8 protein-coding genes are annotated in these 13092 nt (G+C 38.5%); 1 reads left to right on the top strand and 7 read right to left on the bottom strand.

The genetic code is table 11. From position 1 onward, the window contains the following. Positions 1 to 86 precede the first annotated feature (86 nt). The 7 genes from BFP77_RS03090 to BFP77_RS03055 form a co-directional block, all read right to left on the bottom strand. A complete protein-coding gene (locus tag BFP77_RS03090) occupies positions 87 to 1334 on the bottom strand; it encodes an MFS transporter (RefSeq protein ID WP_099572610.1) in 1248 nt (415 codons plus the stop codon). A gap of 127 nt (positions 1335 to 1461) precedes the next feature. Next, the gene (locus BFP77_RS03085) at positions 1462 to 3213 is read right to left on the bottom strand and encodes a c-type cytochrome (RefSeq protein ID WP_099572609.1); all 1752 of its coding nucleotides are present in this window, start codon (positions 3211 to 3213) and stop codon (positions 1462 to 1464) included. A gap of 73 nt (positions 3214 to 3286) precedes the next feature. Beyond that, on the bottom strand, positions 3287 to 4144 hold the full coding sequence (locus tag BFP77_RS03080; protein WP_143751834.1) for a hypothetical protein: 858 nt from the start codon (positions 4142 to 4144) through the stop codon (positions 3287 to 3289). Between the two features lie 145 nt (positions 4145 to 4289). Further along, entirely contained in the window at positions 4290 to 6182 is a 1893-nt protein-coding gene (locus BFP77_RS03075) for a sulfatase-like hydrolase/transferase (RefSeq protein ID WP_099572607.1), read from the bottom strand. Between the two features lie 802 nt (positions 6183 to 6984). Further along, complete coding sequence (locus BFP77_RS03065; RefSeq protein WP_099572605.1) at positions 6985 to 7854, bottom strand: AraC family transcriptional regulator; 870 nt, start codon at positions 7852 to 7854, stop codon at positions 6985 to 6987. 18 nt (positions 7855 to 7872) lie between these two features. Next, positions 7873 to 9705 carry an arylsulfatase gene (locus BFP77_RS03060; protein WP_099572604.1) on the bottom strand — a complete coding sequence of 611 codons (1833 nt, stop codon included), beginning with the start codon at positions 9703 to 9705 and terminating at the stop codon, positions 7873 to 7875. A gap of 32 nt (positions 9706 to 9737) precedes the next feature. Then, positions 9738 to 11627, bottom strand: a complete 1890-nt coding sequence (locus tag BFP77_RS03055; RefSeq protein ID WP_099572603.1) for an alpha/beta hydrolase family protein — start codon at positions 11625 to 11627, stop codon at positions 9738 to 9740. 1303 nt (positions 11628 to 12930) lie between these two features. On the opposite strand from BFP77_RS03055, the gene BFP77_RS03050 reads away from it, so the two are divergent. Continuing rightward, a partial coding sequence (locus BFP77_RS03050) for a transposase (protein WP_143751833.1) occupies positions 12931 to 13092 on the top strand: 162 nt, incomplete at its 3' end.

The raw sequence follows: 13092 nt of genomic DNA, 5'->3' as shown, positions 1-13092 counted from the left end.
TATACCGACTCCAACCTTAATTTTTTTAAGATAAACCTCATTCAGCGCCTACATTTATTCAGAGAATAGCCATTTTAAATTTGATTTCAGCTGGCTACCACGGTTGATTTTCTCTTCATCCATACAAAAAGGATAACAAACAATACAATCAATAGGGCCGGAAATAAGGTCATAGTTTGTAAGGTAGCCTGACCGGCAACCAATTCCAGTTCGTCTCCGGTAAATCCTTTTTCAGCGGCCATTTCCCTGTCGGTATCGATCCATGCTCCAATAATTGGTTGAAAGATGGAACCAGAGAACATCCCAACGGCACCGATAATCGACATACCTATCGCTCCACTTTTAGGGATTTTATCAGCAATAAAACCGAGCATATTTGGCCAGAAATATGCAATTCCCAAAGCATAGATGATCGCTGCAATATAGGCCATGCTTCCAGTTTGAGTACTGAATAAAAATATTCCGATAAGTGTTAGCACGGCAGAGCCGATAAAGACACGGGGTTGATCGAATTTTTTCACAACATCTCCTCCAAAGTATCTAGCGACTGCCATTAAACCGGTTACCAAAGCTAAAATCAACATAGGTTCTGCCCCGCTTTTTGCCAATATCAACCCAACCCATTGTTGTGGTCCAAATTCTGATATTGCCGTAAGGGTCATAATCACCATCATAAAAATAAATAATGGGCTTACCATGGCCTTGAAATTACCCGATAATGACGCCGCCTCTTTGGTTTTTACCTTGGGCCAGACCCTTCCGAAGAATAAATAACCATAAATCAGGGTAGGAATCATAATCACCCAGATTTGGGATTCCCAACCCAGCCCGGCATCAGTCATAAATTTAGAAATTAAAGATCCGATTACAATTCCCCCAGGAAACCACATATGTAAACGATTCATCATCTTAATTATCGTATTTCCTTTGTACGCATCTGCAACAAATGGATTAATAGCAGCTTCTGTACAACCATTCCCAAAGCCGATTAACAGGGTGGAAATAAGTAACCCAACATAACTTACAGAATATATGGTCATTATAATACCTATTGCATGTGCTAAAAAAGCAAACTGCATGATTATTTTTCCGCCAATGATGTTGTAGATCAATCCGCCAATAATCATAGAAATAGGAAAACCTAGAAACCACATCGCATTGATGTATCCTAACTGTTCTCCCGATAGCGTTAATTCCTTTCCTAGTTGTGGTAGGATACCTGCACGTATACTAAAGGAGAATGCATTCGTAATTACTGCAAAACAACCTGCACAAAATAAAAGTTTTCTGTCCTTAGTATCCGTTGTAATTGATTCGCTACTTAGTGTTTTCATTTAGTTTTATTTGACCCCTTTTTGTATTTAGTTTGGGAATATCCACCTTAATAGGATGTTAAAGCATAATGGCTTAGCTGTTTAAAAGTTTGAACATAATTCAATTACCCATTTGGAACTCCTAGATTTATTTCACTTCTTGCTTATGGTTTAGCCGTTCTTTTTTCCCGTTTCTCATACGGGCAACCTCTTTTTCCTGAACTGCCCTAGCCTCTTCGTTAAAATTAAATCGTATGTAGGTTAGCACCTCGGCAATATCTTTGTCACTTAAAAAATCCATTTTGGGCATTACCTCGTTATAAGTTTTCCCATTAACTGAAATAGGCCCCTCAAGTCCTTCCAATATTACTTTTATCAATCGTTTCTTGTCTCCATTTACCCAGTTCGAGGCTACTAATGGGGGATAACGGTTTCCATCTCCCTTCCCATCTGCCTGATGGCATGAGATGCAATAAGTGTTATAAATTTTTTGACCTCCTGCCGCCATGTTCAACGTAAGATTGTCCAGTATTTCGTCTGGGGTTTTAATGTGGGTAAGTGTTTTTCTTTTTTCCATTTCTACCAACTGGTCCGTACCAAAATCTTCTTTATCTCCCTTGTACATAATCCGCCAAATTTTTCCGTTGATACTCTCTACAACATATAGTGAGCCATCTGGACCCATCGCTAATCCCATCGGGCGATGTGTCGCGTCGCTTATACTCACCAAAGTTTCTTTGCCGGCAAATCCATCGGCAAAAATTTCCCAGTCTCCGGATGGGACGCCATCTTTAAACGGTACAAAAGCAACGATGAAGCCAGATTGTGGGTAAGGGGCTCGCCTGCCTGATCCGTGAAAAGCAATAAAAGCACCGTTTTTGTAATGGTCGGGGAACTGATTCCCGGTATAAAAAAATAGATCGTTCGGTGCCCAATGCCCAGGAAATCCAATAATCGGATTTTCAGGCTTATCCAGTCCCGTCAAATCCATGTTACGGTATTCCGGAGCTACCACTTTTTTTTCCTGCATTTGGTCATAGTAATAATAGGGCCACCCGCCGTTCATTCCCTCCGTTACCTCAAAAAATTCTTCAGAGGGTAGCATCGCATTTTCCCATTCTGAATAAATTGATGGCCAATGTTGATGAAGCTCGTCTCTGCCATGTTGCACAGCGAACAATGTATTAGTTGCATGATTCCAGTCCATTGCTATCCCATCCCTGAGTCCGCTTGCATACCTAACCCCGTCTTTCTGAGTTTGGTTAAGCTGATCAGCGTTGAATTTCCAAATACCTGCATGTTCGGATAGTTCAGCACATGGATATTGCCCTGGACTGCCCGGTGTCCTATTATCTATTTGACAATTATTGGTTATGGAGCCATAATTAATGTACATAGAACCATTGTCGTCAAAAGCAATCGATTTACCAATGTGTTCAGTGGAGGTATCATCCGTTAGAACAAGTTCTAGTGTACCCTCGGGAATTAATTTATCCACACTCAATTTTTGTCTGTAAACAGCATTTTTCGTTCCAAAATAAATATACCCTTTGTATATTCTCATGCCTGTAGGACCGTAACCGCTTTCCACCTTGTATTTTCCAAAATAGGCGACACGATCGGCCTTGCCATCATTATTACCATCTCTAATGGCTACATTTCCGGAATCTTGCTTCGCATTCGTAAGTTTTACATAGATATCACCGTTTTCATGTACGGCCATATGTCTCGCTTTTCCAATGCTGTCTACTACAACGATAGCCTCAAATCTACCAGGTAGATATAGACCACCATTATCTAAATCACCCGATGGAAGATCGGTTTTTTGCCCGCATCCAATAAGAATACCTACTATTAGCGATCCCCAAAATAGGTGAATGGCATATATTTTTTTGTTCATATAAATAAGCGGAATCAAATTTTTAGTCTTTCTAAGAAATCATCCTACCAGCTACATCGTTGTTAAAATGTACTTATTCTCGATGTTGACTTCTTGACGACTTCATAGTTTCTGGTTTTATAATAAGCGTACCAAATGATTTTAAATCGGTTTTTCTACTCGGAGGAACCGTTGACCAATAATCGATATGGTGTATGTTCGCGAAATTACCCTCGCCTTTTTCCTTTTCGTCTAAATCCTGTAGCTCAACATTGAAACCAACTTTGGTCTCTTTCGATAAATCGACGAACGTTGTACCATCAAGTGCCATACAGGGATTAGGATTAATCCGCCACTCAATAACATATCCTTGCCCCTCATCCTCGTCTTTTAAACGGACAGAAGCTTCCATGTCACCGTTTTTTATCCAATTCTCGTATCGGGCCCAAACATCAGCCGTAAGGGGTAGACCAGACGAAAGTCCTCCAGTACCCAATCCACCGAGAATTGATTTGTTGGTACTAACACAAAATTGCCAGCTTCTGCCATCCCCAACTGGCCTACTATTATCGTCCCATTTATAGGTAGAGTTCATCATTAGTTCAATTCCGTCTCCCCAAAATGGCCAACCTTTTTGAATATTCAATGCATTGGCATGCGGGTTAGTCGAAGGTAACCAGCGTTCGGTATCAAAACCATAAATCAAATCGTCCGTGACATCAAATGCAAAATATAGGCTACTGCCGTCATGCTTAATCCAGAAAACAACGGAAAGGTCTTCGCTATTTTCAGAAGCTGGAGGCGAATCACTTTTCCAACCTTTTACTCCTTTATATTTTTCAGCATCCCCGTATTCTCCATCTAGAATATAACCATCCAGATTCGGCGTTTTACCATAATAAGCGATTAAGGTATCAGAAAATTCACCAAGATTGATTTGAGTATTTTCCATTCTTATATCCTTGATTACTTCTTTGTCAATCGTGCTTTTGACCTTGTGACTACTATCATATTGCTTTGAATGACTATTTTCATTTATAGAAAAAGACAAAAAAATAAGGATGAAAAAGGAACTCCAATTCATGGTGGTTTCTGTATTAATATTGAATCTCTTTATAAACAGCTGGTCTAAACATGGTACCCCCATTTGCAAGGTCTAAAAAAGTCCTTTGCGAGTCCGAACCTCTAACAAGCTCCTCCTCCTTAAAACCAACGATAGTCTCTGGAGCATCGAGGTATTTAATGCCATGGAGCGCCCAATTTGCCCGAATGTCCGAGGTTGCTGCTTTAGCCTCTTTGATCAGCAATGATAGTGCCCTCTTGCGTTGGCCTATATTCCCAAGGGTAATCATCGCATTGATGCGGACACTGATTTCAGTATCTTCTAGTACTGCTTCAACTTCTTTTAAAGCCGGTTTGGCGTCTTCCCGTAATATGCGCAGCCCTAGAATGGCCCAGTATCTAATTATGGCATCATTATGCTTCAGGTTGGCAACCAGCTGTGGAATCATTTCTGGATTCTTCTTCTGTGCGATGTTCGCAACTTCGAAAATCCCATATAGATCGTATTTTTCAGTGGATTGGCAGAAATTGAAAATAGTAGAAACTTTATTTTGATCAATAACTTCCATCATTGGTTCCGGAATAAAACCTGAATCGCGAGCTTGCAATAGTTGCTTGTCCAAAACCTGACTCATTGCCGCAAGTTTATCTACGTAATCTGGGAGAGCGGCCAGGTTTTCAATTTCGTAGGGATCGTTTTGAGTGTCGTAAAGTTCTTCGGGAGGTTGGGGAAGGAAAAATGCGGACTGGGCAGGATTGGTTCTTCTGGCTTGGTACTCCCGGACCTGTGAGAGTTGTCCAGGATGGTACAGCGGATATGTAATCATTTGAAACCTTGGACGATCAGGCTCGTAGTTACGGATATATTTCCAGCGCCCATCGGTTATTCCCCGTCTCATTTCTGGTGCAGATACAAAACGATCGGAGAAAAGTAATACTGTTTCTGGGGCGGAATCAAGTGACGGGCCCATAAAAATATGTCCCGTCATACGTTCCGGAATTTCAGCACCGGCGAGTGAAAGTAGCGTTGGTGGTATGTCCGACATCTGAACTAGTCGTTCGATAGCAGAACCCGGATTACCTTGTACAAGGTGCTTCCATTTCTCAGGAATCGAGATAATTAGGGGTACCCGTGTACCGCTGTCGTAAAGGTAGCGCTTAGAGCGAAGCGTGATGCCCGCGTGATCTGAGGAATAAATGACAATGGTATTTTCGGCTTCGCCAGAAGCCTCAAGATCGGCAAGATATTCTCCAACCTGTTTATCCATATCCGCGACCCTATCATATACACGCTGCCAGTCCCTAATATTTTCAGGTGTATTGACTTGATAGGGAGGTACGGTAATCTTATCTGCCGGTGTTTGTGCTTCAGGATATTTTCCTGGGTAATGTCTTTCGAATATTTGTCCTTCGTGGGTAGCCAGTATATTAAATACATGGAAGAAGGGACTTCCCGCCGGCCGATTTCTGTAATGTGCCTCTTTCCCGTACTCATCAAAAATTTCGCTGCCAAAAGTTGAATTATTATAATCGGTCCGACCAAAACTTGTAAGGTAATAGCCCGCTTTCCTTAATAGAGTTGGATAGGGAACCAGGGAGTCTGGGACCCGAAACCGGCTTCGCATGTGCTGGGTACCGGTAGTAATTGCAGGAACCCCCAAAATGATGGAACTCCTGTTCACTGCGCAGACCGGTGCATTGGCAAAAGCGTTCGTGTAAATAAATCCCTGTGCTGCCAGTTTGTCCAAATTAGGAGTTTGGGCAATCGTATCACCATAAGGCCCAATGTAGATACCATTATCCTCACTTCTAATCCAAAGAAAATTCGGTTTTTCCTTTTCATCGGATTTGGATAAATCATTATTGTTACTACTCGGGCGATACGAAAGTAGACTAACGACGAAAATGAAATAAAATAAATATTTCATAGTTAAGGTTTCAAATTAAAGCATTGATAATAATTGTTCGGATTATAGAAAATGTAGAATTATATTTATTTTAATTTACTGACCTGTTTTCTTCAGAGATAACGACCTCATGAACATAGATTACATCGGAAATATGATTCCCTAGAATTTGTCCTTATTTCCGAGGTGATTTATAAAGTTTCAACATATATAAGGCAAATTTCCTGGTAATAAACGCTATGAAAGAAATTAGTTCGAGACTATCTATAAAACGAACTGACAGGTCAGAATGAACTTCTCTGTAACCCGGTTCTTCTGTTCCAAAGTCTAATTCTTTTAATTCAAATTTCAGTATCAAAAAATTATAAGAGCCTTTTCTTCCAAAATTAATAGGAGAAATTTATGCAGTCTTTCTCAAATCACCCAATCGTTTGCTGAATACTTGCATTTTAATTTTTTAGGATAGGCTACAGTATCAATTCAAAAAAATAATTTGATACTTAAGTTTTTTTAAAATAAAACCTTAGAGGTAATTATTCTCCATATCTTAATCATAGAAAAATACAGTTTTGTATTTTACAATAGTATTAGATTCTTGATATGAGTAGATCAAAAAGCAACATTTTAATTACTAATCCTAAACCTGATTGTGGTTCTGACATCGCCAACTCATCTGAATCTGAAAATCCATGAAAATAATTTGATAATTCATATACTTTATGTCCTACAAGAAAAATTTTATGATTTGTTAGGCTAGGGTTAGACCGGCCATAAGCTTTTTTAAACCTACAAAAATGCTATCAACAGCTAATAGTTTAATACGCTAACCCTCCAGTTTATGAAATTTCAAATAGGAAGAAGGAGATGTGCCATGTATATTTCTAAACTGTCTATTAAAATTTGAAATGTTGTTAAAGCCAGACAAGTATGCTATAGCGGTTATACTTTCCTTGTTTTCTATTAACAGTTTACACGCATAACCTACTCTTATCTCGTTTAGATAGGTTGTAAATGATTTTCTATGCGTTTTTTTAAAAAATCTACTAAAGGCAGATTTATTCATACCTGCTATATCCGCTACATCACCAGAACTTATTGGACCGTTGAAATTTTCGAACACAAATTCGTATATCTTATTAAGTCGTCTATTTTCGGTCTGTTGAAAAGAATTTATAAAACTATGACTTGAAAGTATCTGATATTGCTCTTGAGTGGCCAAATCGTGCAATATTTCTATAATTTTATATATTTTAACTGCAGATTTATAGTTAGTTAAATCTATTATTTTTTGAATGAGATTATTCTCAAAATTTTGGAAGCGGATACCTAATTCTGCTTTTTCCAATAAACTGGCAACACTTTGCATTTCTGGAAGTTTAAAAAAGTCCGGCCCTAAAAATTCTTTTTTAAAGTGCACTGAAACGGCTTCTGCTTTTAAATTGGCATCATTTTGAAAATATGCTTCGTCGTTCAACCACATATGCGGAAGATTCTCACCTATCAGTACGACCTCACCCTCCTGAAATTTTTCGATATTATCCCCTATGAATCTAGTCCCGGTACTTTTTAAAATAGCAACCAACTCTATTTCTGGATGATAATGCCAAATTCTTAAAAAATTCGGATAAACGTTACGTGAAACAAGAAACGACCTATTGGATATGCTGGTTCTATTTAGTAGATGAAGTTTCACCTGTTGATGTTTTGAGGATTAATCTATTTTTTCTACCTCTATATAAAAGGCATTACTTCGTTCACCGTCCATCATATCAAAATATGCCAATAATTCTGTTTCTCCTTCCTCAACCTGCATCTCTATTACGGCCGCTTCTTTTGTATTATCAACTTCCACTTCTTTTCGTTGATCAGCTATTTTCAAATATGCGTTGGCGAACTTCATAGCTTGTCCGTCCTGCCTACCGTTCATAAAGGGGGTCGAAGGCACTGCATCATTTATCTCGGCACCAAGTGCAATTCCGCTTTCCGAGGGCCATCGCCGTAAATGAAATCTATACATACCCGCTTTTGTAAATTCTACAGAAAAAGGTGCTGGTTTCATTGGTCCACCTCGTCGTATCATCGCTTGGTTCCATGGAGGATAATAGTCAGTAGTACGAGCATCATGGCACGTGATGACGTCGATTTTCTCCGTGGTCCCTAGTTTTATTACGGAATATTTTGTCTCTTTGATTACATCTTCCCACCAAGCATTATAAAATGCGTTCATCTTATTAACACGCTCGGTGTTATTTGGCGCTATATTTTTTGTTTGCCCTGGATCGTCTTCAATATAATACAGCTCCCTTCCATTAACAAGGCGCCAATACCCATCCATAACACAACTATTTTTCCCTTTTTCAGGCCAAGATACACGCTGTGTATCCGTTACTAATTTCCTATTTGGCAAATCGTTTTCTCCCAATAAATAACTACTAATATCGATACCATCCATTGTTTTAGACGCCGTGAATTCTTGACCAGTAAGTGCGGTAAGCGTTGGCAACATATCCACGTGAGCAGTCAAACCTGATAGCTTTTTACCTCCAAAAAGTCCTCCTTTTGGCCACCTTATAATCATGGGAACTCTGTGCCCTCCATCATATTCACTTCCTTTTGTGCCGCGCATACTCGCATTGTAGCCTTTGGCATCTCCAGTCTCCTTATTAACTTGGTAGCCCTGAGCGGTCCCATTATCTGTAGTGAAAATTACGATGGTGTTCTCCTCGATACCCAAGGTTTCCAATTTTTCAAGTAGGACAGCAAAATTATCGTCGACATTGGTAATCATTCCATAAAATCGTTTTTGAATATCGGTCAGGTTTTCTTCATCCTTATATTGATTGTAGTATTTCTCAGGGACGTTGTAAGGTCCGTGCGGGGCGTTCAAACTTAAATAACAAAAGAATGGCTGATCTTTTTTATCTTCTATGAATTTCAAAGCCTCGTCAAACCATATATCTGTACAATAGCCTTCTTTCTGTTCAGGGTTTCCGTTTCTAAAATAACTATCGTCAAAATAATCATTGTTCCAATAATCCGGTGTTTGACCTACGCCGCCGCCGCCGTGGTAAAAGGTTTCCTGAAATCCCCTATCATGTGGCAAAAATGGATGGTTATCACCAAGATGCCATTTTCCGTACATGCCCGTTTTGTAGCCGTTTTCACTAAAAACATCCGCCAAAGTGGTTTCTCCATCATTAAGCATGGACGCACCCATTATTGTATGCCAAACACCGTTCCTGTTACAGTTTCGCCCTGTTAGCAAGCCAGCTCTCGTTGGAGCACAGGTAGTTCCAACATGATAATTAGTTAGGTTCACGGACTGTCTCGAAAACAAGTCTATGGCCGGTGTTTTTATTACCGTATTGCCGGTATGTCCCAAGTCGCCGTATCCTTGATCATCCGTGATTACAATAATCACATTGGGTTTAGTTTTTGATTCTTCGATAGTGACTTTATCCTCCTTACAGGAAATTAAAATAATGGAAATCGATAGTAAGATGAATTGATTTTTGACCGGTAATGGATACTTAAATAGTTTCATATGATTATTTCAAAAGTGTCAGTTTTAGTTAATTATTTTTTTGGCAGTAAAACCCATCGCAGTATTTTGTATTCCGGTTGCTCCCCTTTCCAATCAGCTCCGAAGTCCTTAGGTTTTCCAGGTTGATTTCTACCAGGTTTCAGTGTTACTTTAGGGCTTAGCTCTAGCTCATTGATTGTGGTCCAATCTTCAAGTTTCTCGTTATGTAGGTTTTTAAAGTTTTTAAGCTTCAAATAAATGGTTTGCCATTCTCCTCCTCCCTTTAGACTTACTTCTGTGGCATAGTCATCTATGCGAATTACAAATTTATTGGTCGAATCGGAACGCACTGTTAGTGCTAAGGCTGCCTTTTTGGTTGGTGCTTTCCAAAGCTCGCTGTAAATTTTGTGGGTTCGGAGGGCCCAATTTTCTGGAAAATAAGTAAACCAGTCTTTTTGCCAGTCATCTCCAAAACTATCAATGACAGTTGAAGATTCTAGTTTTTTCTTTGTCTCAAATATTTTTAAAGCATCCGGTGCTGTAACGGTCATCTCGCTGGAAACATTTATTTTATCTGTTGTGAACGTTCGGTAGTAGTAGCCGGCTGCGGAAACTTTATTCGGTAGGTCGTACAAAATGTTGGCGTAGACCCATAGTGGAAGTTCTGTACTTTCCAGAATTATAGAAGCTTTCCATTCAGAGCCTTTCTTTTCAGCTTTAGCGTGATGCCAAAACCGATTTATTCTTTCAGTTCTGCTTATACTATCCACATTAGTTTTCGGTTGCAGATAAAAGACGTCCACTGCTGATATGGGTAAGGTGGTATCGGGAACGACCGTGAAAACCGGATTAAAGTCTTTTGCAGATACTTCGATACTGGAAATTGGTGTCATGGGCCATTTGAAATCTTTTTTTAAATGTTGGTCGAACCATAGTAGGCTTGCACCTTCAAATTCTGGTGTATCTTGATGATTATGATGGGCCGAGGATGTCTGCCGCCACTCTGTTGTTTCAATCAGCTTAGTCGCATTTGTGAGATCGGAGATATGTCCGTGAAAATCATTGGACGGACTCAAAAAAATAATAGGGCATGTAATATTTTCCAAGTACAGATTATCGGTTAACGTTTTATTGAACAAATCGTTTTTTGTTATTAAATCGCTTATGCCACCGCAAGAGGGAGCTGCAGCTTTTATCCTTTCGTCTGTCCCAGCAGTAAGCACTGTAATTTTTCCTCCCATGGAATGACCATATATCCCAATTAAATCAGGATTCACCTCAGGTTGTTGTTCCAAAAAAGTAATAGCCCGTCTTGCTGCTAACGTCCACAAAAACCATCTATTGTTTCTAGGAGATTCAACAGAATCTAAAGTCCAATCATTGGCATCCGTAGCCGTGATATCACTTTTAGGATTTCTATATGGAGCATGATAGCCATCCACTCCTCCCCAGTCCGTAGTTATTTTATAATCGGGGTCAGAAGTCTTATTGTCAAAAAAGAGCTGTACCTCCGCAGGATTTACTTTATAGTCTGGGGCGTTAATTCTTCCTGCCCATGAGATTGAAACGGAAGCATAGCCCCGTTTCGCATTAGTCAGTACTGCATTATAATCTGCATATTGCCCACCTCCATGTACTTGTACTAATGCTGGAAGGTTTTTGTGGTTCTTTGGAAATCCATAAATGGCCGCCAACATTGCTTTTTTTTCTCTAAATACACCAATTTTAAAGCGAACAACTCGCATAATGACGCCTTCTTGCTCCCATTCCTTGATAATATCGATGTCTAGCGATTCAGAACGCGGATCGTAATGTTGCCAGAGTTGATCAAAGGTTTTTGGGATGATGGCTGTTTCCGTTGCACTGAAAGTATTTTGGCATTGCGATGTGAATATTCCGAACAGGGCCACTATGACAATAAAAACATTTTTATTTTTTAACATTTACAAAACAATTTCAAAATTTTAATCAGAGCTAAAACACTCAATTTAAATATAATCTATAATAGATTCTGTTTCAGGCTTGTCAATATTTAATTGATTCTATCTAAATCTTTCAGAAAATTCTATAATTTCAATATTCTTTGCTATTAATTAGAACAAACTTCTTGTTAAGACATTATGGATTATATATCCACTAACCTAAAAAAATACCATTTTGAACCGTACAAATCCAATGTTTTATTTGTAAAATCGTTTTTCAATTAGCTAATTTTTTTTGTCGCCAGGTTTAAGAAATAATCCATATATGGTAGAATCACGCTTTAAGGTCGGGTCTCGATTTTGGTATTAAAAACAATTTGTCTGCCGCAAAACAATGCTGCTCCGCATTTATTTTATAATGTATTTCCAAATATTTTTTGGTGTCCTTTGAAAATTCCACATTGCACTTAATGTTATATTTCAACTTCATTTTTTTGAACCAGTTAGCCATGGCAACTTTATAATAATATCATGAACTGGAATTATACTGTAGCAGAAAGGTATTTAACATCAATTTTGTATAGTTCGCTACTATTTCAGCTCCAATTGTAGGAGTGCCTACACTTCACTTGAATTATAATTGCCCTTTCTAATCGTTTAATTACCATATAAGCAAAATATTGTCAATGAATTCATTATGATATTTATGTTGGCTACCGCTTAAACCCTCAATATTTGAAAGTATTTAACCCCTTTTGTTAAAGCTGTTGCAAATTTAGTTAAGGCCAAAATCGGTATAAAAAAGTTTTTTAAATCTTTGACTAAAAATATTCTTCATAAAAATCATTCCTTCTTTGTCTTTCAAATCATTATAGAAATCTTCCCGTTAAGTTTAATTATATTCGATTTACAAGTTCATAGTTGACCCTATTTTGACCGATAGAGTAAAGTAAATTATCAAAAGTAACATTGAATTAATAAGAAATCTACACTTGAAATCACCTAATTCAATACTATTTGTGCATTTCAATCGCTGAACTTTTTAAAAATATTAATAGAAATTGTTGAACATATGATAAATGTATCCCTTACCATTACCAATTTTAGATTAAAATTATGTAGGTTTTTTATGTAGTTCAATGTTGACTTAATGAATTTGTTTTACCGTAAGAATAGGTCTAAATAAATCAAAAAGAGGCACTTGAATAGTTTCAAAAGAATCAACTATAAACTAGGGCAAAAATTGTACTAGTTTAAGAATTAATTGAATATCCGTAATCACTCATAATTTGATATATTTGCCCGAACTTAAGCGAGACGCTATATGAACCTATTCACTTTTACCGCCAATTTCGGTAGCGAAGAAGCCTGTCGCCTGCACTTTAAGGGGGAGCGGGACAGAATCGGGGTTGCCTGCCATAGGTGCGGGCATACCGAACATTTCTGGATTAAGAGCCGTTGGAGCTATGAGTGCAAGCAATGCAGG

It is taken from the genome of Maribacter sp. 4U21 (assembly GCF_002742365.1).
Classification (GTDB): domain Bacteria; phylum Bacteroidota; class Bacteroidia; order Flavobacteriales; family Flavobacteriaceae; genus Maribacter.
This window is presented reverse-complemented; position numbering and strand designations above follow the sequence as displayed.

What these genes read in the sequence shown, in the direction of transcription:
- BFP77_RS03075 (WP_099572607.1), bottom strand. Translation starts at nt 6,182, where the DNA reads ATGAAATATTTATTTTATTTCATTTTCGTCGTTAGTCTACTTTCGTAT.
- BFP77_RS03060 (WP_099572604.1), bottom strand. Translation starts at nt 9,705, where the DNA reads ATGAAACTATTTAAGTATCCATTACCGGTCAAAAATCAATTCATCTTA.
- BFP77_RS03080 (WP_143751834.1), bottom strand. Translation starts at nt 4,144, where the DNA reads ATGGAAAATACTCAAATCAATCTTGGTGAATTTTCTGATACCTTAATC.
- BFP77_RS03085 (WP_099572609.1), bottom strand. Translation starts at nt 3,213, where the DNA reads ATGAACAAAAAAATATATGCCATTCACCTATTTTGGGGATCGCTAATA.
- BFP77_RS03055 (WP_099572603.1), bottom strand. Translation starts at nt 11,627, where the DNA reads ATGTTAAAAAATAAAAATGTTTTTATTGTCATAGTGGCCCTGTTCGGA.
- BFP77_RS03090 (WP_099572610.1), bottom strand. Translation starts at nt 1,334, where the DNA reads ATGAAAACACTAAGTAGCGAATCAATTACAACGGATACTAAGGACAGA.